This window comes from Exiguobacterium sp. s102 (assembly GCF_018618635.1).
GTDB lineage: Bacteria > Bacillota > Bacilli > Exiguobacteriales > Exiguobacteriaceae > Exiguobacterium_A > Exiguobacterium_A oxidotolerans.
The window spans coordinates 481,227-504,922 of sequence record NZ_JACSML010000002.1; the positions used below are offsets into that span (position 1 = coordinate 481,227).

The 23,696-nt window shown below is 47.3% G+C and carries 23 protein-coding genes; 15 read left to right on the top strand and 8 right to left on the bottom strand.

Annotation, left to right across the window (positions count from 1 at the left end; translation table 11 throughout):
• Positions 1–31: 31 nt before the first annotated feature.
• The 6 genes from KNQ02_RS07490 to KNQ02_RS07515 all read left to right on the top strand — a co-directional run bounded on the left by KNQ02_RS07490 (position 32) and on the right by KNQ02_RS07515 (position 7,207).
• Complete coding sequence (locus KNQ02_RS07490; RefSeq protein WP_214807759.1) at positions 32–685, top strand: YneB family resolvase-like protein; 654 nt, start codon at positions 32–34, stop codon at positions 683–685.
• A gap of 113 nt (positions 686–798) precedes the next feature.
• Positions 799–1,035, top strand: a complete 237-nt coding sequence (locus KNQ02_RS07495) for a DUF896 domain-containing protein (protein ID WP_029333302.1) — start codon at positions 799–801, stop codon at positions 1,033–1,035.
• 207 nt (positions 1,036–1,242) lie between these two features.
• The gene (tkt, locus tag KNQ02_RS07500; RefSeq protein WP_088836762.1) at positions 1,243–3,231 is read left to right on the top strand and encodes a transketolase; all 1,989 of its coding nucleotides are present in this window, start codon (positions 1,243–1,245) and stop codon (positions 3,229–3,231) included.
• 108 nt (positions 3,232–3,339) lie between these two features.
• Positions 3,340–3,570, top strand: coding sequence for a YneF family protein (locus tag KNQ02_RS07505; RefSeq protein WP_012370001.1), 231 nt, complete (start codon positions 3,340–3,342; stop codon positions 3,568–3,570).
• Positions 3,571–3,693: 123 nt separating this feature from the next.
• Positions 3,694–5,451: an ABC transporter transmembrane domain-containing protein gene (locus tag KNQ02_RS07510; protein ID WP_214807762.1), complete on the top strand. Its 1,758-nt coding sequence runs from the start codon at positions 3,694–3,696 to the stop codon at positions 5,449–5,451.
• Positions 5,441–7,207 (top strand): ABC transporter ATP-binding protein, encoded by a 1,767-nt coding sequence (locus tag KNQ02_RS07515; protein WP_214801143.1) that lies wholly within the window; start codon positions 5,441–5,443, stop codon positions 7,205–7,207. Before KNQ02_RS07510 ends, KNQ02_RS07515 begins: the two co-directional genes overlap by 11 nt.
• Positions 7,208–7,269: 62 nt before the next feature.
• Here KNQ02_RS07515 and KNQ02_RS07520 read toward each other — a convergent pair whose 3' ends face one another.
• Both KNQ02_RS07520 and KNQ02_RS07525 read right to left on the bottom strand, forming a co-directional pair.
• The gene (locus KNQ02_RS07520) at positions 7,270–8,172 is read right to left on the bottom strand and encodes an SH3 domain-containing protein (RefSeq protein WP_088836764.1); all 903 of its coding nucleotides are present in this window, start codon (positions 8,170–8,172) and stop codon (positions 7,270–7,272) included.
• A 448-nt stretch (positions 8,173–8,620) separates the two neighbouring features.
• Positions 8,621–8,815, bottom strand: coding sequence for an aspartyl-phosphate phosphatase Spo0E family protein (locus KNQ02_RS07525; RefSeq protein WP_029333310.1), 195 nt, complete (start codon positions 8,813–8,815; stop codon positions 8,621–8,623).
• A gap of 211 nt (positions 8,816–9,026) precedes the next feature.
• On the opposite strand from KNQ02_RS07525, the gene KNQ02_RS07530 reads away from it, so the two are divergent.
• Together KNQ02_RS07530 and KNQ02_RS07535 are read left to right on the top strand one after the other, a co-directional pair.
• On the top strand, positions 9,027–9,725 hold the full coding sequence (locus tag KNQ02_RS07530) for a cytochrome c biogenesis CcdA family protein (RefSeq protein ID WP_214801146.1): 699 nt from the start codon (positions 9,027–9,029) through the stop codon (positions 9,723–9,725).
• A gap of 16 nt (positions 9,726–9,741) precedes the next feature.
• Positions 9,742–10,224 carry a CcdC family protein gene (locus KNQ02_RS07535; RefSeq protein ID WP_214801149.1) on the top strand — a complete coding sequence of 161 codons (483 nt, stop codon included), beginning with the start codon at positions 9,742–9,744 and terminating at the stop codon, positions 10,222–10,224.
• 98 nt (positions 10,225–10,322) lie between these two features.
• Here KNQ02_RS07535 and KNQ02_RS07540 read toward each other — a convergent pair whose 3' ends face one another.
• Positions 10,323–10,748, bottom strand: a complete 426-nt coding sequence (locus KNQ02_RS07540; RefSeq protein WP_088836766.1) for a DUF2621 family protein — start codon at positions 10,746–10,748, stop codon at positions 10,323–10,325.
• 92 nt (positions 10,749–10,840) lie between these two features.
• Here KNQ02_RS07540 and KNQ02_RS07545 point away from each other — a divergent pair, with 92 nt between their 5' ends.
• Positions 10,841–11,164, top strand: a complete 324-nt coding sequence (locus tag KNQ02_RS07545) for a hypothetical protein (protein WP_029333315.1) — start codon at positions 10,841–10,843, stop codon at positions 11,162–11,164.
• A 38-nt stretch (positions 11,165–11,202) separates the two neighbouring features.
• Here the strand turns inward: KNQ02_RS07545 and KNQ02_RS07550 are convergent, their stop codons facing one another.
• The 3 genes from KNQ02_RS07550 to KNQ02_RS07560 all read right to left on the bottom strand — a co-directional run bounded on the left by KNQ02_RS07550 (position 11,203) and on the right by KNQ02_RS07560 (position 14,077).
• Positions 11,203–12,507 (bottom strand): VOC family protein, encoded by a 1,305-nt coding sequence (locus tag KNQ02_RS07550; RefSeq protein ID WP_214807765.1) that lies wholly within the window; start codon positions 12,505–12,507, stop codon positions 11,203–11,205.
• Between the two features lie 24 nt (positions 12,508–12,531).
• Entirely contained in the window at positions 12,532–13,545 is a 1,014-nt protein-coding gene (locus tag KNQ02_RS07555; protein ID WP_029333318.1) for a hypothetical protein, read from the bottom strand.
• Between the two features lie 91 nt (positions 13,546–13,636).
• Positions 13,637–14,077 carry an RrF2 family transcriptional regulator gene (locus tag KNQ02_RS07560; protein WP_088836768.1) on the bottom strand — a complete coding sequence of 147 codons (441 nt, stop codon included), beginning with the start codon at positions 14,075–14,077 and terminating at the stop codon, positions 13,637–13,639.
• 153 nt (positions 14,078–14,230) lie between these two features.
• Here KNQ02_RS07560 and KNQ02_RS07565 point away from each other — a divergent pair, with 153 nt between their 5' ends.
• The 3 genes from KNQ02_RS07565 to KNQ02_RS07575 all read left to right on the top strand — a co-directional run bounded on the left by KNQ02_RS07565 (position 14,231) and on the right by KNQ02_RS07575 (position 16,940).
• On the top strand, positions 14,231–15,031 hold the full coding sequence (locus tag KNQ02_RS07565; RefSeq protein ID WP_214807768.1) for a hypothetical protein: 801 nt from the start codon (positions 14,231–14,233) through the stop codon (positions 15,029–15,031).
• 218 nt (positions 15,032–15,249) lie between these two features.
• Complete coding sequence (locus tag KNQ02_RS07570) at positions 15,250–16,137, top strand: ABC transporter ATP-binding protein (RefSeq protein WP_214801155.1); 888 nt, start codon at positions 15,250–15,252, stop codon at positions 16,135–16,137.
• Positions 16,134–16,940, top strand: a complete 807-nt coding sequence (locus KNQ02_RS07575; RefSeq protein WP_088836771.1) for an ABC transporter permease subunit — start codon at positions 16,134–16,136, stop codon at positions 16,938–16,940. Before KNQ02_RS07570 ends, KNQ02_RS07575 begins: the two co-directional genes overlap by 4 nt.
• A gap of 240 nt (positions 16,941–17,180) precedes the next feature.
• Here the strand turns inward: KNQ02_RS07575 and KNQ02_RS07580 are convergent, their stop codons facing one another.
• Complete coding sequence (locus tag KNQ02_RS07580; RefSeq protein ID WP_214767407.1) at positions 17,181–18,428, bottom strand: MDR family MFS transporter; 1,248 nt, start codon at positions 18,426–18,428, stop codon at positions 17,181–17,183.
• Between the two features lie 409 nt (positions 18,429–18,837).
• On the opposite strand from KNQ02_RS07580, the gene KNQ02_RS07585 reads away from it, so the two are divergent.
• The 3 genes from KNQ02_RS07585 (at position 18,838) to KNQ02_RS07595 (ending at position 22,209) form a co-directional block, all read left to right on the top strand.
• Entirely contained in the window at positions 18,838–20,421 is a 1,584-nt protein-coding gene (locus KNQ02_RS07585; protein ID WP_214767409.1) for a peptide chain release factor 3, read from the top strand.
• Between the two features lie 134 nt (positions 20,422–20,555).
• Complete coding sequence (locus KNQ02_RS07590) at positions 20,556–21,002, top strand: general stress protein (RefSeq protein WP_239456864.1); 447 nt, start codon at positions 20,556–20,558, stop codon at positions 21,000–21,002.
• 121 nt (positions 21,003–21,123) lie between these two features.
• On the top strand, positions 21,124–22,209 hold the full coding sequence (locus KNQ02_RS07595) for an MBL fold metallo-hydrolase (protein ID WP_214807770.1): 1,086 nt from the start codon (positions 21,124–21,126) through the stop codon (positions 22,207–22,209).
• Positions 22,210–22,373: 164 nt separating this feature from the next.
• On the opposite strand, the gene KNQ02_RS07600 is transcribed toward KNQ02_RS07595, so the two are convergent.
• Positions 22,374–23,612 (bottom strand): purine/pyrimidine permease, encoded by a 1,239-nt coding sequence (locus tag KNQ02_RS07600; RefSeq protein ID WP_214807773.1) that lies wholly within the window; start codon positions 23,610–23,612, stop codon positions 22,374–22,376.
• Positions 23,613–23,696 lie beyond the last annotated feature (84 nt).

Below are 23,696 nucleotides of genomic sequence, written 5' to 3' on the forward strand. Positions count from 1 at the left end.
GTTGAATGAACGAACAGGGGTGTGAGGTACGATGAAAGTAGTAATCTACTGTCGCGTCTCGACGGAAAAAGAAGCACAAGAGAGCTCACTGGAGCGGCAAAGAGCAGAACTGTCGGGACTCGCTTTAACAAAAGGATTTGAAATCATAGATATCATCGTCGAAAAAGAAAGTGGCTATGATGTAGAGCGAGAAGGGATGTTGACCGTTCTTGATTATGTAACGCGTCATCTGGTGGAAGCGGTGCTCGTGACGGACGATACACGAATCGGAAGAGGAAACGCCAAAATCGCGATTTTGCATACGTTCAAAAAACATGATGTCCAGTTGATGACGATGGAGTCAGACGGTGAATACAAACTGGCAGATGCGGAAGCGATGGTCCTCGAAATCGTTTCACTCGTTGAGGAATACCAGCGTAAGCTCCACAATGCAAAAATCGCACGCGGCATGCGACGGGCTGTCGATAATGGTTTTAGACCCGAACAAAATCTCAATCGGCAAGGCGAGAATGCCGGCCGCAGTCGAAAGGAAGTCCCGATTGAAGAAATCGTTCGATTACGTGAACTTGGTTTGACGTTTGCTGACATCGCGACGACCTTACGCGGCATGGGGCATGATATTTCGAAAGCGACGGTCAACCGGCGTTATCTTGAATATAAAGAAGTTGTCCAGTCTTATGAATGAAAGCAGGTGTTGTGTCATCTTGACGCGACAAACTTGCTTTTTTTTTTCGGGTCTTTTACAGTAAGGTTACTATTAAAGTGCTCCGCGTTGAGTCAAAGAGAAAGAGGGATATTATGTTATCACAAGAACAACTCGATCGAATTAATGAACTTGCCAATAAATCAAAAGTCGAACCGTTAACGGAAGCTGAGACGGCGGAACAAAAAGAATTAAGAACGGCCTATTTAGAAGCATTTCGTGGTTCGTTCAAAAATCAAATGATGGGCATCAAAATCGTTGATGAAGAAGGAACGGATGTTACGCCTGAAAAATTGAAGCAAGCACAAGAAGAAGAACGCAATAAACAGTAAGCAAGTTTTGTATGAACGAAAGCTGCGTCGCTCAATCCGTGAGCGAGGTAGCTTTTTTAATGGGAAAATCAGTAATGTGTATCATGAAAGTCGCTTGTAAAGGGCAATAGAGAGCGCATTCATTTTAATGTGACATACTATTTAGAAAAGTTGTATCACATTTCTGTGTGTGCTAAAATGATATAGAATTTGTGAAAAAGAGAGAGGATGATTGTTTTGACGAACATGACAACAGTAGAATTATTAGCAGTAAATACGATTCGTACCTTATCAATTGATGCAGTACAAAAAGCGAACTCGGGCCACCCGGGAATGCCGATGGGTGCAGCACCGATGGCATTTACATTATGGGCGGATCATATGAACCACAACCCTAAAAATCCAGAATGGTTTAACCGTGACCGTTTTGTACTTTCAGCAGGACACGGTTCAATGCTTCTCTACTCACTCCTCCATTTATCAGGATACGACCTCGCGATGGATGACTTGAAGTCATTCCGTCAATGGAACTCAAAAACACCGGGTCACCCGGAATACCGTCACACAGCAGGTGTCGATGCGACGACTGGTCCACTCGGACAAGGCATCGCGATGGCCGTCGGTATGGCGATGGCAGAACGTCACCTCGAAGCGAAATACAACCGTGACGACTTAAACGTCGTCGATCACTTCACATACGGCATTTGCGGAGACGGTGACTTAATGGAAGGTGTCTCTGCAGAAGCGGCTTCACTCGCAGGACATTTAGGTCTTGGTAAACTCGTCGTCCTGTATGATTCAAACGATATCTCGTTAGATGGCGACTTGGACAAGTCATTCTCTGAAAACGTCCAACAACGTTTTGAAGCATACAACTGGCAAGTCATCCGTGTTGAAGATGGAACGGATATCGATTCGATTTCAAAAGCACTCGACGCGGCGAAAGCGGAAACAACAAAACCGACATTGATCGAAGTCAAAACGGTTATCGGATTCGGTTCGCCGAACAAATCAGGGAAATCGGCTTCACACGGTGCACCACTCGGCGATGCGGAAATCAAGTTGACGAAAGCAAGCTACGTTTGGGATCATGAAGAATTCTATGTACCGGAAGAAGTCAAAGACTTGTTCGAGGAGCGCATCGAAAAACGTGGCGCTGATACAGAAGCAGCATGGACGGAAAAAATGGAGCAATACAAAGCAGCACATCCGGAATTGCACGCTGAGCTTGTTCAAGCGATCAACAATGAATTGCCGAGCAACTGGGAAGCAGATCTTCCGACATATGATCTGACATCGAAAAAAGCGACACGTCAGACGAGTGGGGAAGTCTTAAACGCTCTTGCGAAAAACATTCCATCAATCTTCGGGGGATCAGCTGACTTAGCTGGTTCGAACAACACGATGCTAAAAGGCGAAGCTGACTTCGATATCGATCCAAGCGGGCGTAACATTTGGTTCGGTGTCCGTGAGTTCGCGATGGCAGCAGCTGTTAACGGAATGGCACTTCACGGTGGCGTCATCCCTTACGGTGCGACATTCTTCGTCTTCTCAGATTACTTGCGCCCGGCAGTCCGTCTTGCAGCATTGATGGGGATTCAATCAATCTTCGTCTTGACGCATGACTCGATCGCAGTAGGAGAAGATGGTCCAACACACGAGCCAGTCGAACACTTGATGAGTTTCCGTGCGATGCCGAACTTGACGGTCTATCGTCCGGCAGACGGAAAAGAAACGATTGCCGCTTGGAAAACAGCTGTTCAATCGAAAAACAAACCGACGTTGCTCGTTATGACACGTCAAGGTTTACCTGAACTTGAAGGCACGACAGTCGAAGGTGCTGAAAAGGGTGGTTATGTCATCGCAGGTGACGTAAACACAGCAGATACAATCTTGATGGGAACGGGTTCAGAAGTTCACTTGCTCGTCGAAGCACAAAAACAACTGGGTGAAAAGGTTGCGGTCGTTTCACTTCCATCATGGGAGTTGTTCGAAGCGCAAACAGCTGAGTACAAAGAATCTGTCTTACCAAAACGGATCACGAAACGTCTTGCGATCGAAGCAGGCGCGTCACTCGGTTGGTACAAGTACGTGGGAACAGAAGGACAAGTCATCGGAATCGATCGTTTCGGCGCATCAGCTCCAGGAGACCTTCTATTAAAAGAGTACGGCATGTCTGTCGAAAATATCTTGGAAACAGTCAAGCAACTCGGATAAGTGGAACAGGTGCGCGTTCATGCGCACCTTTTTCATGCATTATCTATGCAAACGGTTAGAATTATAGTATAGTAAAAAGCGACGTTTTAAGTTAGAGGAGGAAGCAACTTGGCTACATGGATTTGGATTTTAATTGCCCTTCTTTGCTTGGTAGCAGGTGTCGCCCTTGGTTTCTATATCGCTCGTCGATACATGATGAACTATTTGGAGCAAAACCCGCCAATCAACGAAGATATGATTAAGACATTGATGATGCAAATGGGTCAAAAGCCATCACAAAAGAAAGTCAACCAAGTGATGCGTTCAATGAGTGGTTCGATGAAATCACCTAAAAAATAAGCAGTTTCAAAAGGAGACCCTTGTGGTCTCCTTTTTGTTTGCTATTTACTGGAAAGATGGCTAATCTAAAATGTGAGACTATTTAAAATACTCAATTGATTTGAAAAAGGGGGGGAGACTTGAATGGGAGTCTTCAAGAAATTAAGTTGGTTTTTCCGACTTGAATGGAAAGCATATAGCATCGGCATCATTTGTTTGATTTTTGTCGCAGGTCTCGAAGTGATTCCACCAAAAGTCATCGGGACGACGGTCAATGGATTAAGTGACGGTACATTGACGAAAGAGCGATTGTTTACACTCGCCGGGGTGCTCGTGTTGATCGGAGTCTCGACCTACGTTATCCGTTACTTTTGGCGTTTTCACATCTTCGGCGCATCGATCCGGCTGGGCCGGTTGTTGCGGAGTCAGCTTTATGGTCACTTTTCAGATTTAGACCAATCGTTTTATAAGAAATATCGAAGTGGAGACTTAATGGCGCATGCGACGAATGATGTCCAAGCGGTTTCAATGACGGCAGGGGCAGGGATTTTGACGCTCGTCGATTCTGTGACAATGGGAGGTTTTGTCGTTGTCATGATGGTGACGACAATCAGTTGGAAACTGACGCTCGTTTCCCTTCTGCCGATGCCGTTGATGGTCTACTTGACATCGCGTTACGGAAAGATGCTGCATTCCCGTTTTCATGATGCACAGGAAGCCTTTTCTGACTTGAATGACAAAGTAGCAGAAAGTATCAGTGGCGTCCGTGTTTTAAAAGCGACGGGTGAAGTCGAGTCGGACGTGACGACATTCACGTCGTTATCGGACGATGTCGTTCAAAAAAACCGTCGTGTCGCGAAAATTGATGCGTTGTTTGATCCAACGATCTTTGGACTCGTCGGTTTATCGTATATCATCGCCGTCGGGTACGGAGCATATTTGTTACAACAAGGGGAAATCCGGATCGGTGACATCGTCGCCTTCACTACATACTTAGGTCTCTTGACGTGGCCGATGCTTGCATTCGGCTGGTTATTCAATATCGTCGAACGAGGACGTGCTTCGTATGATCGAATCGAACGGATGCTTGCCGTGGAGCCGGAAATTAAAGATGCGAAGGAAGCGGTGACGACCGTCGATTCACCACGACTCGATATCGCGATTGACCGTTTTATCTATGACACACAGCCGGTTCTCGAACAGATTGATGTCACACTCGAGCCTGGAAAGTCGCTCGGAATCGTCGGGCGGACAGGTGCTGGGAAGTCGACGTTTGTCCGGTTATTAACCCGCGAATATGATGTCAAACAAGGGGCTATTCGAATGGGAGGGCAAGATATTAAACAACTCCTCCGCGAAACGGTCCGGAAGCAGATCGCCGTCGTCCCGCAAGACCATTTCTTGTTCTCAGCATCGATTGCGGACAATATCGCTTTTGCGAAACCGGACGCTTCGATGGAACAAATCATGGAAGCAGCTCGTGTTGCTGCTGTCCATGACGATATTCTTGGTTTTAAAGAAGGTTACGCGACGATGGTTGGAGAACGCGGCGTGACGTTATCCGGTGGACAAAAACAACGGATTTCGATTGCCCGGGCGTTACTCGCCGACTGTCCGATTTTAGTGCTCGATGACGCGTTATCGGCCGTCGATGCGAAGACAGAAGAGGCGATCATCGATCATTTCCGGACAGCTGATAACGAACAGTCGCAAATCATCGTCGCCCATCGTTTGTCGGCCGTTTCCCATACGGACGAAATCATCGTTCTCGACGCGGGACGGATTATCGAACGGGGGACACATGAACAATTGTTGCGGCGAAAAGGCTGGTATAAAGAAACGTATGACCATCAACAACTCGAATCATTAGTTGAACAAGGGGGTGGACCGTTTGAATCATGATATCAATGAAAAAGACGTCTTGAAGCGTCTGCTTCGGTTTGTCGGTCCCTTTAAGAAACAAGTCTTTCTGGCATTCCTTCTCTTATTGGTCACGACGGGTGCGAAACTCGGAGGACCTTATTTAGTTAAAATCTTCATTGACAACTATGTCACGACTGGCAATTATCCAGTCCAGGAAGTCGCCTTATTATTTAGTGCCTACCTCATCTTGCATACGACAGGGATTATCGTCGATTATTTGCAAGCATTTGAATTTCAAAAAATCGCGTTAAAAGTCATTCAGCGCTTACGGATTGATGTGTTTCGTCACGTCATGCACCTGCGACTCGCTTACTTTGACCGGACACCGGCTGGGGTTTTAGTCTCGCGGATCACGAATGATACGGAAGCGATCAAGGAACTCTACATCGGCGTCCTCTCGACGTTTGTCCAAAGTGGTGTCCAATTAATCGGAACTTATATCTTCCTCTATTTCTTGGACCCGACGCTTGCGACAATCGCACTTGTCCTACTGCCTGTATTTTATTTCGTCATCTGGATCTACCGCAAGTACTCGACGAAATATTATGCAGAAGTCCGCGATTTGTTATCGAAAATCAATGCGCAGTTAAATGAATCAATCAACGGGATGGCGATCATTCAGCAATTCCGCCAAGAAAAACGATTGATGGCGGAATTTGAAGAGACGAACGTCGCCCACCAAAATGGTCGTTATAAAAACTTAAAGCTCGACAGTTGGTTACTTCGTCCAATCATTGAACTGATGCTGGCGCTTTCAATCGCGACACTCGTCACGTACTTTGGGTTCTTATCATTTACGGAGACGGTTCAAGTCGGTGTCGTCTATGCCTTCATCAGTTATCTTGAACGCATTTTCCAACCCGTTCAACAAATCATGCAACGGTTGTCTGAATTTCAACAGGCGATTGTTTCGGCCGACCGTGTGTTTAAGGTTCTCGATACGGATGAGCCGGAACCGACGAAAGGGTTGCCTGGTGCAGCGAGCGTCACGGATGGACATATCGTCTTTGAAGACGTGCGGTTCAGTTATGATGGAGAGACGGAAGTCTTGAAAGGGATTACCTTTGAAGCGAAAAAAGGACAGACGATTGCCCTTGTCGGTCAGACGGGAAGCGGGAAAAGTTCAATCATCAACATCTTAATGCGGTTTTATGCCTATCAGTCGGGACGAATTTTAATTGATGGAAAGCCGCTCGAACAGTTACCGGAAGATGAATTACGGCGTCACGTCGGACTTGTCCTGCAGGATTCGTTCCTCTTTACGGGAAGTGTCGCTGATAACATTCGGTTGTTTGACGATCGGATTTCGTTCGGAACCGTTGAAGAGGCGGCCCGTTTCGTTCAGGCGGATGGTTTCATTCACCAACTTGACGAGGGATACGATAGCCCGGTCGCCGAGCGCGGGGCAACGTTTTCAGCCGGGGAACGGCAATTGATTTCATTTGCAAGAACGATGGCGCGTGATCCGAAAATCTTAATCTTGGATGAAGCGACAAGTTCAATCGATACGGAGACGGAAGAGAAAGTCCAGACGGCATTGAAACGAATGCGGGAAGGGCGGACGACGATTGCAATCGCTCACCGGTTATCGACGATTCAGGACGCCGACTTGATTCTTGTGTTACATCAAGGGGAAGTCGTCGAACAAGGAAATCATCAAACGTTGATTGCGAAAGACGGACTCTATAAAAAAATGTATCAATTACAGTCGGGTCATGTGACTTCGATTACGTAAATGCACACAAAAAGGCCTGCCAGGCGATCTCGCCCGGCAGGTTTTGCTGTTACTTTTTTTAATTAGTAGACAGTTACTGTGACGTTTTGGCGTCCCCAGTTGATGGCTTCTTGTTGTGAACCAACGAGAAGGTCAAGTTTGTTACCTTGAATTGCGCCACCACGGTCGAGAACGATTGCTTCACCGATACCTGAAATGTGCATCCGTGTGCCGATCGGGTATTGTGAAGAAGCTGCTACGATACGCATACCATTGTACGTGATCGTGTTTGTTACATCATAACCGCTAGCAGTCAATGCACGACCGTTGTAAAGCTGGCTACCGTTGCTTGATGGATCGTTCGTGTATGCACTTACGTTCATCGTCACTTTAGTACCAGACTTCGCTGAAGTCGTTTGTTTAGTTGCAGTAGCCGGTTTAGCCGCTGGTTTTGGTGCTGGCTTAGCTGCTGGTTTTGCTTCTGCTTTAGGAGCTGGAGCTGCTGAAGTCGAAGCAGTAGAACCAGAAAGTGTAGTGTAAGCACTATGCACATAGCGCGTTTTACCATCGATTGTTGTTTTAATCCAAGAACCGACTTTACTTTCTACGTTTACTGTTTCACCTTTATACAAGTTACCTACATCTTTCGAGTTCGTAGTAGGTTGTGTCCGAACGTTTAATACTGCCGTAGTGACTGTAGCTTTTTTAAAGTCGAATGATGAGGCAGCAGTAGTATATGCGCCATGTACATAACGTTTTTGGCCATTGATGCTTGTTTTGATCCATGCACCAGAACGTCCTTCGACATTTAAAGTTTGCCCTTTATATACGTTACCTACGTCTGCTGATGCTGTTGTAGGTGCTGTGCGAACGTTGAGTACTGCTGTGTCTACTTTTACCGTCTCTGAGGCAGCCTCTGTCTCTTGGGCGAATCCTACTGATAGAGCCGTTGCTGCAAGTCCTGCAGCGAAAACTGCTTTTTTCATTATTGATGTCCTCCTGACATATGCTGTGTTTACTGTTCCTACTCTACACCCCGAAACCGGGTAGTGCGTTTACAGGTCAATGTCATTAAAGTTACAAAAGAGGTCAGTGTGACAAACAGATTGCAAAAAGCGTGTTTTTGTCATTAGTAGGTCATAAAGCATGGTTTTTAATTAGGTTCATAAGTCTTTATGCCTATATAAAGAATAAACGGAAGCGATTGTAATGTACAAAAGTCATGAATCAATCCCTTGTCTAAAAATAAGTTGAACCATCTTCTAATCAAACCGGAGGCGAAGTTTGAGAGAAGAAGGAGGGCATGACAATGAAAAAGCGATTGAACAAAAACAAACCCTCTGAATGGAAAGAGGGTTTGCTTAAAAAGGATTAGTGATCAAACAAGTACACTTAATGGAAGGTGCCACGAAATGACTGCATTGAATTTTCGTTTTATGTGAGGAGCCGCTCATTTGAAGAGCCAACGGCATAAGTTTGCATAATCCGTGTGTACTCGACTAATAACAGATCGAGTTCATGACTGAGCTTCAATACATGTGGGGAGGTGAAACTAGACCGATCTGCTTGAAGATACAGTTCGCTTCGTTTTGCTTCAATTGCTAAGGTCAGTAATTGTTGGCTTGTCATAGCAGTCTCCCTTACATTGGTGTCGTATCCATATTCTAGCAAGTGATTATTCGGAGTGCAACGAAATTTTAGTAAGATAAAGTAAATGTAATTTTTTTGTAATTTGAGAAGTCACGAATCTTTCTTATCTTTTGTGAGATAATAGGTGCTAAATGATGCGGAGTTTGGCAAAATAGAGAAGAACTTCTTCTTATAGAAAGGAGCTGCTGAAATGGAGCTCTCGCTGTGGTTAGCATTTGGGGCAGGGTTACTGTCATTCGTGTCTCCCTGTACGCTACCGTTGTATCCGGTATTTCTTTCGTACATTACCGGAGTATCTGTAACGGATTTAAAAGAAAAAGGTGTCCGGGAAAGACGTTCACTTTTCCATACACTCGCCTTTTTAGTCGGGTTCGCACTCGTATTCGTCGTCCTTGGATTATCGACGTCACTCTTTGCGGACGTCTTCATCACGTATCGCGATACATTACGGATGGTTGGGGCCCTCGTGATTTTCGTCTTCGGGATCGTCTTAGTCGGTTTATGGCAGCCGACGTTCTTGATGCGTGAAAAAAAATTGAATCTTGGTGAACGCAAGGGCGGTTACATCGGTACAGTCCTCGTCGGAATCGGATTTGCGGCAGGCTGGACACCATGTACAGGTCCAATCCTTGCTGGTGTCATCGGTCTAGCGGCGACGAATCCGAGCCAAGGTATGCTCTACATGCTGTTTTATGTCCTTGGATTTTCGATTCCCTTCTTATTAATGGCCTTTTTTGTTGGACGTTCGAAACTCCTTGTCCAGTACAGTCTCAAGATGACGAAATTCGGTGGCGCCTTGATGATGGTCTTCGGGGTCATGTTGTATTTCAATGGCTTGAGTAAATTTGCGGCCTGGATGAGTGATATCGTTGGATTTACAGGATTTTAATCGAGGAAGTGATGAGATGATTTGGATATCAACAGGGGGCGCGCTCGTGATGGGGTTACTCATCAGCTTCATACGGGTGAAGGCGTCGGCGAAACCGACAAATGCCAAAAAGATTTTAATCCCTCCGTTCGCGATGTCGACCGGGATGTTGCAATTTTTATACCCGGCATCTCGTCTGACATGGACGGAGGTCGCAGAAGCATTGATTGTCGGGATGATTTTCAGTGTCTTCTTGATTAAGACGTCAAATTTTTATGAAGCAGAAGGTCAAATTTATTTGCAACGTTCAAAAGCATTTTTTATCGTCTTATTCGGAATCTTACTCGTACGGACGGTCGCAAAATTTATGATCGGGGGTCAAATCGATATTTTTGAGACAGGTGGAATTTTCTATCTCGTCGCGTTCGGAATGATCGTCCCGTGGCGGATCGCCATGTATCTGAAGTACAAACAAGTTAAGTCGGGGATTGTTCCCGTCGAACATTTACCACAATCATGAAAAATGACCGCCTTGTCCGATTTACTGGACAAAGCGGTCATTTTTTGAATCCATCATATAGAATCTCGTTCACTCAAAGTGGATTGATTCTGCCATCATTAACGTTGGAAGTAGAGTTCGTATTCACGCCAATCGATTGCGTGTTCTTTTAAGGCTTTTTTCAAAAAATTATGATCACGTTTTGGAGTCGCTGAAATATATCCTTTGACGACAAGCTCTGACGTCATGACCGATGCACGTTCTTCAAGTGCGAACTGACCGATCCGTCCGGCAATTTTCCGCCGTGCGACGTCACGAAACGCCGCCGGAACAGGCATGACGAGGGCATTCAATAACTCCATTGTCTCGTCCGTCCACAAGTGTCGTGTTTGGTCGATGTACTCATCTTCCCAATCCATCATCGATTTGCCGTCTTCTTTCGGGAGTTTTTTTAAGAACTTCCGGAACATGAAGAAGCCGCCAATCGCCATTAGTGTAATCATGATAAAGCCCCAGAGCAAAATTCCGTTCATGAACCATGCCATCCGTGACTCATCCCCCTTTCAACATCATTTATAGATTAGCATAAATGGTTTTCTCATGCTATGATGAATGACGGAGAAAGTGAGGAGAAGAGATGTTACAGCCATATGTACAATTAGATGAATCCGGACGACCGCAAAAGGGGAACTTACCCGAGACAGCAGACGGTCGCGTCGTCGAATTTTATTATGATACGAGTGGAACGGAAATCACGGTCGTATTCGTGACAATTCCTGCTTTTGATGCCAGTCGCAAGCGGGCATTTACCGTCGGGAAGACGTTTAAGACGATCTCGACTCTTGAAGATTTTACATTAGTGAAATATGACCTTATAGATCATCAGATCCTCGCGACACTTGAAATGTTCGCCGATGGATCGAAGCGCCAAATCGACGCTTCGAGATTGCTCGACTATTAAAAAAAGAAGGAGACGCGGATTGCCGCGACTCCTTCTTTTTATTTCGCGTTCAGCGTGATTTGATCATGGTCAAGCTCGGCGATCCCGCCAATCGGGAACGTAAATAAAGGTTCCGTGTGACCGAAATCCGCATTCGCGATGACGGGGATTGTTTTAAGTTGCGGGTAGAGACTGACGAGATAACGTAAATGTTCTTCCGTCATCTTCGTTGTCAGTTGGAACCGGCCGAAGACGATCCCGCGGATTTCGTCAGCGCCCGGTTGTGCCAGTAACGAAGCAAAATCACGGGCAAACGTCGCCGGATGGACTTCGTAGTCGTCTTCTAAGAAAAGGACGGCTTGACGTAAATCGGGGAAAAACGGCGTTCCTTGTAATAAGTTCAACGTACAAAGGTTCCCCCCGAGAATCCGACCACTCGCTTTTCCACTCGCTAAAACGAGGTGCCCGTCGTTCAACGACGTGACGGTCCGGCCGTCAAACGAGTCATGCCAGTTGACGCTCGGACGAACGGAGATCACTTGGACGTCGAAGAACATTTTTTTGAAGTAGTCTAGCGTATAGGCGTCACGCGAACTGAGTGCCCGTAACATCGGTCCTGAGTAGGTGACGAGACCTGTTTTTGTGAAAATCGCATTACTGAGCGCCGTAATGTCAGAGAAACCGCAAAGAATCTTCGGGTGGGTCCGAATTAAATCGTAATCGAGTCCCGCAAGCAATTCGTTTGAACTGAAGCCACCGCGTACGCAAAGAATCGCGTTGACGTCGCTGTCGGCGAAAGCGGCATGTAAATCGTCGATTCGGCAAGCCGGGTCGCTCGAACCGAACGGATTGACGGCGCGGGCATGTTGACTGATTGAGACGCGGAGTCCGAGCGTTTCTAACAGTTCGATGGCGTCATTGATGATTTTTTCATCGACACTCGCTAAGCTCGAAGCAGGCGCAAGGAGACGGACATGCGAACCTGCCTTTAGTTTATCCGGAGTAATCGGCGTCAACTGGCTTTCGATACACTCGATCCGGTTTCCGAACGGATCCTCCGTAAACAATCGCCGGCGCGGTGCAAGCCGATCGTCAAACGTGACCGGGTGACCGGCTTTATTCAAGCGCTCGGCGACACCATCCAAGTCGGGAAACGTAAGGCCGGGATGTGCTTTTTTAGCCGGCTGAAAATTTTGTTCGATGCCAACGTGAATCGCTGCAGCGTGACTTGTAAACCAAACGCCACCCGTCGCACGGACACCGACGGGCTTTTCGACTTCTTTCATATGTAATAGCCCGGCATAAAAAGCCCGGGTCGCATCTTCTGAAGCAGGTGGCGCAGCTAACTGAACATGATCAAGCATGACGACACTTCCTTTCGTGGTGCATCAACCGACAAATTGTGTGACCCGTTTAAGTTCACGTTCGACAAAGTCTAGATAGAAGGAACCGTCAATGCGGTGGTCAAGACTTTGGGCAATTTCATAAATATTCGAACGGAGCAATCCGAGATAGCCGGCTTCTTCTTTACGGGCTGATCGGTAAGAGGCTGCGTAATGAGCGAGTAAGAACTGAAGGTAGCCGCGATCTGTCAAAAGCGGAATCAATTGTTTTTTCTCTTCCATCGACCAGACGTAATTCGGGTTGTAATACATTTCGGCATAAAGGTGATACGGTTCGTCGCCACCTGTGAAGAGCGGCTTGACGCGGCGTACTTCTTGTGTGAGTTTCTCCATCCAATCGAATCGGTCCTGTTTACGACTGATGAACAATGGCAAGATGTACGGATGTGCCTGGTCCGGCATCCGTGAACAACCGCGCTCGTGTCGGATTGCTGCATACAATAGAAGTGCCCGGTCTTCGAAACCACGTTCAATCGCGTACGTCATCCGGCTGAATCCTTCACACGAAGGACAATCACTCAGTTCATCGGAAGGGGCATCAATCCATTCTTCCAAGTATTGATCCGCTTGTTCTTCGTCACCAAGTTTACTGTAAATCATGAAACCGATATAATCACGGGTCCGCGCAAATCCGTTGGCGTCACAAAAGTCGCTAAAACGTTCATAATCCGCCTCTAACAAAGCGATTGAGACGTCTTCTTGTTCAGCGGCATAAATCAAATACGATTTATAGTTCCAGTACAGGTCAAGCTCCTGTTTATGTGTCAGTGTCAGTTCGTCCTTACGAATCCAGTCCATCAATAATGAAAACGAGACGAGGAACGAGCGGAAATGTCCGAGATCAAACTGGTTTTGAGAAAAGGTCCATAATGCTAAGGGGCGAAGTGAATCGTCGGTCGTATCTTCAAAAATCGTCCAAAGTGATTCGCCACGTTCGAGTGACGGATTTTCCTCTTTCAATCGAAGATATAGGCTATTGAGTTCTTCATGAGGGTTCATCTGTACCCCTCCTTTCTTATATGAGTATACCACGCAGCGGATGAGAAATCGTTGATGATGCGGGCGCAACAAAAAATGATTCCGCTACGCATCAATTGCGCCTCGGAATCATTTCAAGAATTTGTGGATGCAGTTCATTTGCCGGATGCAATAAATCCTGGATCGTATAACTATTAAGTACCTGATGGAACGCTTCAATCGCTTCATCAAAGGCAGTTCGTGCAGGGTCAAGAGATGGATGTTCCACCATTCCCTCTTGCGGGTCCAAAAAATGAGTCGTTGGTTCGAACAATTGTACGACGTCACCGAGATAAATTTCATCCGGAGGACTTGCTAAGCGAAATCCACCACCACGACCACGGACAGAATGAATCAGACCATTTTGTCCTAAACGATAGACGACTTTCATCAGATGATTTTTAGAAATGTCGTAACAATCCGCTACTTCCTGGATTCGGACAAGTCGATCCGCATGTGTGCCTGCAAATAAAAGCGACCGGATCGCATAGTCCGTATAACGTGTCATGCGCATATATATCACCTACTTATCCTAGATTCTAAAATGGATAGGAAGGAAGAACAAGTTTAAATATGTTGTATAAAACAAGTATTTTTTATACCTTTTTTGAAGATTGTTTTTATCTAGGGGTTCGGGCATAATGAGGGGGGAAAGGTAGGTCATGGTATGCATTTTGATCAAGCATTACACCTCTTACAAAAGATGGGTCCGGAAGTGGATAAACGCGGTTTCCGCATCGCGAGCCGGTTTTATGATCAGTTAGAAAAAAATCATAGCCGACAGCTTGAACAAATGGGACAGCAGGACATGCGTTTACAAAATCGTGAACTTCGGATTTTACGCCTCAGTCGCCTGTTGCATCACGTGACGAACCAACAAGAACCGAGCGAGTTGTTTAAACTCATTTTACTCGAAGAAATCAATCAAACGAAATCGTTCATTCTGTCTTACCCAGAAATCGTCAGTCAGGAGATCCTGCTCGCCGTGCAATGGGAATTTGAGCTTGAAGCGACAGACCCGTTGCTCGAGGCATGGTCTGTCGTCCATCACCAACTCGTTGATACGTGTCGTCACTTTTGCAAATATTCATCAAACGCAGACTGGAGACAACTCGAAGTGTTGTTGATTGCAGAAACACATCATTTAGGTGCTGTCATTGACGAAGCAAGGTATGCTTTGACGAATCATCGGAAAACGACGCTTGTCCATTTTAACGACATGAAGGCGCTCTCGGCTAAGTTGATGATGACACTCGAAGGACTTATTCAAAAGGGACTTGTTTTCCATACTATGCACCAAAATAGTACGGATGAAGGGGCGGTTGAATTTTTAGAGATGATTGCAAGCGACGACCCGATCGTATTCGTCAGTGGATCGAGTCGGTTCATCGCGGATGTGCAAAGGACGCTGGAACCGCTACCGGTTATCTTTGGTCCATTTATCGCAGATAATGCATTGCCGTCTTAATGAAGGATTGCCTGAATCGAGTTATTTCAGGTACGAGAGCGGATACCCCGATGTTTTCGAGGGATGTCCGCTTTTTTTGTCGAATTAGCGTTGCTCGTGCGTAAGCTGGTTGGAACAGCGGACTTTTTCAGCTGAAAGAGGAGAACTGATCGTTTTTCTTGAAAGGTATTAAAAGTATCAATGCCGGAGTATTCTTTCAAACTTTCAGGAGGGGTGACATGATTAACATCGAGAATCTGACGCAACAGTTTTCAAACGGAAAAGGAATTTTTGATGTCACGATCAATGTGGAGAAAGGCGAAGTATTCGGTTTTCTCGGACCGAACGGTAGCGGAAAATCAACGACGATTCGTCATTTGATGGGATATATGAAGCCGCAACGCGGGCGGGCGACGATAAAAGGGCTCGATACGTGGGCAAATCAGGCGCAAGCGCGAAGTCACGTCGGTTATTTACCCGGCGAAATGGCGTTCCTTGACGGAATGACGGGGCTTGCGTTCCTCAACATGATGGCCGGTATGCAAGGATCAGACAATCCGGGCAGACGTGACGAGTTGATTAAAAAGCTCCAATTCAACCCGAACACACCGATTCGCAAGATGTCAAAAGGAATGAAGCAAAAGATTGGGATCGTCGCGACATTCATGCATGACCCGGAAATCTATATCCTCGACGAGCCGACGTCGGGACTCGATCCATTGATGCAGAACTTGTTCATCGAACTCGTCCTTGAAGAAAAAGCACGTGGCAAGACCTTCTTGATGTCGTCTCATAGTTTTGCTGAAATCGAGCGGACATGCGACCGGGCAGCGATTATTCGTGACGGCAAAATCGTCGCGACAAAAAATATTCATGAGTTGCAGACGATGCAACGAAAATCATTTAACGTCACGCTCGATGAAGAAGTGGCTGTAGCCGCTCTGCTTGCTTCCGCCTTGACGACGGAGCGAATCGACGTGCGGACGGTCCGGGTCGAACTCCGTGGGAATTATGATTTACTCATCCAAACGCTCGCCCCGTATCACGTCAAGAACATCAGTGCCGATGACCAAAGCTTGGAACAAATTTTTATGGATTATTATAATCAAAAGGAGTTGGGGAAATGAATCTCGCCCTTTATCGTCATATGATGCAGCTCCATCTGAAGATGTTTTTTGGTTTCGGGGTCGGCTCAGCCATGTATGTCACGTTGATTACCTCCCTTTATCCGTTGCTCGACGACAACATGGAACAGATTGACGACATGATGCAGATCTTACCGGAAGGAATGATGCGGGCATTCGGAATGGAGTCGATCAGCAACTACGGTCAATTCATCTCGGCCGAATACTATGGTCTGTTTTATCTTTTAATCCTGGGTGTCTTTAGCGTGATGGTCGCGATTCAACTCGTCGCACGGCTCGTCGATCGCGGTTCGATGGCCTATCTTTTATCGACGCAGGTCTCACGAACGAAAGTCATCGTCACACAAATGCTCGTCTTAATCAGTGGTTTAATTGTGATTCATGTTTTGACATTCGCAGGCGGGGCGCTCGCAGCACGGTTCTTAATCGATACGGACCGAATCGCACTCACTGAGTTTTTCCAAATCAACTACGTCGGGTTTTGCTTATTTTTAGCCGTCAGCGGTTATTCGTTCTTGATTTCCTGTTTGTTCAACGATGAAAAAAATGCTTTTGCGGTCGCGGGTGGGATAACTTTTCTATTTTACGGGATGAACATGATGGGGAAAATTGTCACGAAAATCGACTGGATTCGGCATTTTACGCCGTTTTCGCTTTATGAACCCGGAAAAATCGCCAGTGGGGAAGGAGAGGTCCTCGTCTCAGTAATCATTTTAATCTTGATTGGTCTGCTGAGCTATGGTCTTGCCATCGTCCTTTTCCGGAAACGAAACTTGCCGTTGTGAGGAATGAATCGAAGGGGGGAGACTAAAATCACCTTCGGCTTGCCTGTCTCTTGAGCAGCGTGCGTTTAGTCGCTTTTTCCCGATGAAACTAACGAAACTAACGGAAATGGGGAGATTTGAAGACGAGTCGAGGAAGAGCGTTCCGCCCTAAACATAAGAAACAGGGACCTCTTCTTTCTAAAACAGTAAAAGGCGCATTCGACTTTTCGTCAGATGCGCCTTTTTAAAATAAACGTTAACTTACGCCGACTCGGACAACCGTTTCGCACGGCGAATCGAACGATCGAGTGCCAAGTAGACAAGTCCAGATAAACAACACGCGACCCCGATGGCGCCAAGCGCATAGTCGCCGTGACCGGATTCGAGGAACAACGACCCGAGGAGCGGTGCCGTTACGCCACCAATCAACCACTGCACGCTCGCGGCACCATTATACGTTCCCCGTAAGTGAACCGGCGCGATTAAAGCGATGAATGTCATTTGGACCGGTGACATGATCATTTCACCGACCGTATAAAGGGCGTATATGACGAGTAAGAGAATGACGATGACGATATAATCCGTTCCGAGCGAGAAGAAGTAGGACGGGACGAAGGCGAGTAAAATCATGCCGAGTCCGAAGATGCTTGCGCCGAGTAACATGACTTTCCCGAACGATTTCCCGGATAGCTTCGCAGCAATCGGAAATTGGAACAAGACGACCATGATGCCGTTCAGTCCCATCAAGTACGGGAAAGGATTTTTTTCATCCGGTAATCCCGGTAAGGCTTCTTTTAAGAAGACGGGTAACATGTTTTCGACGAGCGTGAAGCCCATCGAGATGAAGACACCAGCCGCGATGAAGATTAAAAAGACATGGTCCTTTCGTAAGACAGTCAGTGAAGAAAGTTGTGGCGTATCCACCGGATGCTCGATTTTTTCAGGTTTCGTCTCACCGATGAACAGCAGGAGGACGAGGGCATAAAGTACATAAACAATAGCTGCTCCATAGAAAATTAAGGACCGATCGATGAAGAGGACGGCACTGCCGATCAATGGACCGAACGCGGCCCCGATGTTATGTCCCATCCGTAAGAGACCAAACGATTCATTCAACCGTTCCGGTGGTGTGACATCGGCGACCATTGCGCTCGCTGCCGGGTGGAACAGAGAATTCGTCAGGCCGAGCGTCGCATTTAAGATAAGCAACGGCCAAAATGTATCGGCAAACGTAAAACCGATTAGGGCGAGCGCATCCCCGACGATGGCGATGACCATCAACGGTTTGCGGCCGTAAATGTCGGCGAGGTGCCCTCCGAGGAAAGAGCCGAATAAAGCGGCAATCGGCCCGATCGCCATGATGACGCCGACGAGGAGGTACGAATCGAGTTGATCGGCGTAATAGAGTACAAGAAATGGTGCAATCATGAACATCATGATGCCGGTTAACGTTTCCCCGACGAACCGGATCCAGATGTTACGGTCGAGCAGTTTTAATGAGTTGAACATAAATAAAACCCCTTATTATTCCGTTTTTAGACAATAGAAAAGACGGATACGCACAAATATGGGCATACCCGTCCTGATATAAGGGGGCAGCATGTACGTATACGCATACGCACACCCTGCTTAATTTTTAAAAAATTAAACGATTGGGTGACGTACAATGATCGCAGATGAGTTTGATACCTGAATCTGTCGCTGTGCTTGTGGCTGTTTCATGTGTACGTCTCCTCCTTCTAGTTAGTTAACTTCCTCGTCATCTTATAGAACATCAGGACGAGTTGTCAACTAAAAATCTGAAAATTGAGTCAATCGTGTGAAATAGACGAATAGCTGAAAATTCGGTATGATAGATTAGTTGCGAAAAATGAGCTGGTTACAAGTATTGAATTTATCGTGAAGGGACTTATTATACATGACAAAATTACAAACTGAAGTCGAGAAACGCCGGATTTTCGGTATCATCTCCCACCCGGATGCCGGGAAAACGACATTAACAGAAAAATTCTTACTCCACGGAGGGGCAATCCGGGAAGCGGGATCGGTCAAAGCCCGGAAAAATTCAAAATTTGCTAAATCCGACTGGATGGAAATCGAGAAACAACGTGGAATCTCGGTGACGTCATCGGTCATGCAATTCGAATACGATAAAAAAATCGTCTCAATCATGGATACACCGGGTCACTCGGACTTCGGTGAAGATACGTACCGGATTTTGACGGCCGTCGACTCGGCAATCATGGTCATCGATGCGGCGAAAGGGATCGAGTCACAAACGAAAAAACTTTTTCAAGTCTGTCGGATGCGCGGTATTCCAATTTTTACATTCATCAACAAGATGGACCGTCAAGCACGCGATCCGCTCGAACTGATGGAAGAGCTTGAAGAAGTCCTCGGGATCCCGTCGGTTGCCGTCACGTGGCCGGCAGGTTCAGGACAACAGTTCGAAGGGGTCTACGACCGGGTCAACGAGAAGTTCCACTGCTTCAAACAAGACCGGAAGACGATTGAGCTTGGGGAAGAGGGGCTCGCAAGCGACGAACTCGCTAACTCAATCAACAATGAAATGTACGACACGCTCGTCGATGAAGTTGATTTACTCGACGGTGCCGGCAATGCCTATGACGAGGAATTGATTGCGAAAGGTGAGCTGACACCGGTCTTCTTCGGTTCAGCACTCGTCGACTTTGGTGTCACACCACTGCTCGAGCACTATCTCAACTTGTCCCCGTCACCGACACCACGGGAATCGAACAAAGGGAAGATCGAACCGGCACAAGAATTCTTCAGCGGATTCGTCTTTAAAATCCAGGCGAACATGAACCCGAATCACCGGGACCGGATTGCGTTCATCCGCATCTGTACCGGCAAATTCGACCGTGGGATGGATGTCGTCCTGACGCGGACAGGTAAGAAAATGAAATTGTCGCAATCGACGCAGTTCATGGCAGATGAGCGGGAAACGGTCAACGAAGCCTTTGCTGGAGACGTCATCGGTCTCTATGATTCGGGCAACTATCAAATTGGCGATACAATCACGAATGGTGATCCGTCACTCCAATACGAAGCCTTGCCGACATTCGCACCGGAATTATTCTTGAAGGTCTTTACGAAAAATGCCCTGAAGTCAAAACAGTTCCAAAAAGGGATTGAACAATTGGCACAAGAAGGGGCAATTCAAGTCTATAAGACGGAATACAACGAGGTCATCCTCGGTGCGATCGGTCAACTGCAGTTCGAAGTCTTCGAACACCGCCTTAAAGGCGAGTATGGCGTCGATATCTTAAAAGATGCGGCGAACTTCCAGGTCGCGAAGTGGGTCAAGGTGACAGAAATCAATGAAGTGAAGAAATTGACGGATTCACGGACGGTCCTCGTTTATGACCGTTGGGAAAACCCGGTTCTCCTCTTTGCGAATGATTTCGTCTACGAACGCTTCGTCCAAAAAAATGAAGGTACGATTACATTAGTCGATTCGCCGCAACAGCTGAACGATTAATCGAATCTTGAGAGAGCTTTTCCGCGTCAGCGGAGGAGTTCTTTTTTTTACTGCACTGTTTTGCTTCAGAAGAACATGGGTAAAAAAGGGAAGTAGTCCGATTCATACATTTTGTGAGAGGGATGGTGGTAACGATGGCGAAAAAATTCGTAGGCGTTTTTCATGATCAATCCAGCTTGGAGCAAAAGATGCATGCTTTAAAAGAACACGGACATAAGGACTCTGATTTTTCAGTTGTCGGACGGGATGAAGCGGCCGAAGAGACATCGGGTGCGTCTTGGGTCGATGAAATGAAAGCGAAGTTCAGCAAGGAACCACCGTTACGTGAGACGCTGAAACGCGTCGGTCATTCGGACGACGAAGCGGCAAAACATTACGAAGAAGTCGAGCGTGGCGGCATCGCCTTGTTCGTCAAGGAACGGGACGATCACGACCACAATCATGACCATGACCATGATGAAGGACATCGACATGAGGGAAAAGTCGAAAATCCCGGCGTCAATGACTATGAGGCGGAGCAGGATGCGAATCACGAAAAAAGTACGCGGACGAAATGGGACGCAGACGATTTAAATAAATAAGGGACGAACACGGATTGCTTTTTCTAAAAGTAACCCGTGTTTTTTGTTGGAGAAGTGTCTTCGCTACCGCCAGGAAAAAGGCGAGTGCTATACTGGAAGCACTTATTGAAGAGGTGAAAACATGAAAAAAACAGTCGCAACACTTACAGGGCTCGGTTTACTCGGAACGGTCTTTATGACGCGTTATCCATTATTCGGTCGCCGACCGTCTAAAGCCGATCAACAGGATTACAGACGATCCGCCCAGTTCAAAAATGGAAAGTTTCAAAATGAACTGCCGTTTCAACTGAAGATGGAATGGGAGACAACAAAAAGTATCTTAAAAGATTATGGGCGGAAATTGCCGTCTTTAAAACCGGTCAAACCGTTACCGGTCAAACCGTTTGAACAGCGGACGGACGGGACAGAACCGCGTGTGACCTGGTTCGGGCATTCGGCATTCCTGCTCGAACTCGATCACCAGACGATTTTCTTTGATCCGATGCTCGGTCGTGCGCCGTCACCGTTCCCGAAACTCGGAGGCGGACGGTTCCAGACGACGGCACCGGTCGACCTCGATGCCTTGCCGGCAATCGATCTCGTCATTTATTCGCATGACCATTATGACCACTTGGATTACCATTCGGTCCTGGCATTAAAAGACCGGGTCGGACAATTTATCGTTCCGCTTGGTGTCGCGAGCCGCCTGAAAGGCTGGGGCGTCGACGCAAGCCGGATCACGGAACTCGATTGGCACGAATCGATTGAGACGAATGGCCTCCGTCTGACGGCGACGCCGGCCCGGCATTACTCCGGTCGTAACGGGCTTGATCAATTTTCGACGCTTTGGGCATCATGGGTAATTGAGGGATCGAAGAAAGTCTTTTTCAGCGGCGACAGCGGCTACGGTCCCCACTTTGAGGCGATCGGTGACCAGTATGGTCCGTTTGACTTGACGATCATGGAGTGCGGTCAATACGATACCCGTTGGTCCAGTTCGCACATGTTACCGGAACAGACACTCGCGGCACATCTTGACGTCAAAGGGGACGTGATGATTCCTGTCCATTGGTCGGCGTTTACACTGGCGTTTCATCCGTGGTACGAACCGGTCGAACGGCTGTTGAAGGAAGCGGCGAAACACGACGTACCGGTCGTGACACCGATGATCGGCGAAAGCGTGACGGTTGCAAGTCAGACCCGTAAATGGTGGCGCGAAGTGCGGTGAAGTTAGGTTAAGTTAAGTGAAACTCGTCGTCCTTTCCTGTGCTTTCCTGTAGGAGTCACGGGAAGAAGCCGAGTTTGATGGACTGCTTTCATCTGATTTCAAACACAAAATCCCCACTTTGTCGTGTTTTACGACAGAGTGGGGATTTTACTTTGACATATAAATTAACTGGCAAGCCGTTCTGATTGAGCATCACGTCGCACGCGCAAACGTTCGATGACTTCAAAACCGAGGACGAGCATCGTCCCGATCAATAAGCCATTACTGAAGAACGGACGTAACGTCAGTGGCAGAATTTCTGCCAGGACCGTCGATTGCAACAGAATGCTGATTCCGATGACAGCACAAATCGCAAAGGCATGTTTCCGGCGGCTTGTCGTCATGCTACTTTCAGCCGACTGCCAGGCAATCAGGAACATGTGCGGTAACGTGGCGAGCAACGCCGCACTGGCAACACTGCGCGGCAGTGTCGCGATGATGCCGATAATGCTCGGGAAAAAACCGACCAAGGCAATGACGAGTGAGGCAATCAAAAACGGTCGGCGGTCCTTACTGCCTGTCTGGGCGATGAAACCACTCGTGATCGGCAAGGGAACCGGAACGAGTGTCGAGAACGTCGCCGCGATCAAGTGAATGATCCCTTCGATCGTCAGTCCTTGATGCAAGGCGCCTTGTTTCTGAATCGTCGCTTCGACGGCGCTGAGCGCAGCAATCAAGTTGACGATTAAAAGAATTGCAAACGGAATCGCGACGAGAAACGCACTGCCGTCAAATTGCGGCATCCCGAACGGTAAAGCGGTCGGGACGGAAAAGACACCGGATGCTTCCGGCAGTGACGGGCGACTGACCAACCAGCCGACGACAATGCCGATCATCAAAGCGAACGGACGGAGCCGTGCCGGACCAAACTGGCTCAGTCCGAGGACAAGCAGGAATGTCAGAACACCGGCAAGACGTGTCGCTTCGACGGCGAGAACGGCACCCAGCATGACGCCGGTCAGTTGAATACATAATAAAAGCAAAAACGTGCCGCTGACGAGCGGGGTGAAGACCGGTAATAAAAAGCGGGTCCATCCTGTCAACCCGAGGAAAATCAGGACAACACCGGCAATGACGACCGCGGCCATCGCAATCGTGAAGGCCGTCTTTGAATCGACCGGCAGAGCGGCGATGACAACAAAGATACTGACCCATGAACCGGCAGGGCCGGACACGATCGGTAACCGGTGACCGAACACACCATGAAGAAAACAGGCAATCCCGCCGACAAAAAAGGATCGCTGGACAAGCGCGGCCGTTTCGACACTTGAGAGGTCGAACAGACTCGCGACGACGATCGGCAAGGCAATCGTATTGGCTAATAAGAAAATAATCCACTGGACTGTGGACGTCGTACGTTTCACAAAAATCGTCTCCTTTAAAAATCGCTGATTTCAGCATCGTATCATATGATTGATGTTATGATTCATACATATTTATGACTGAAA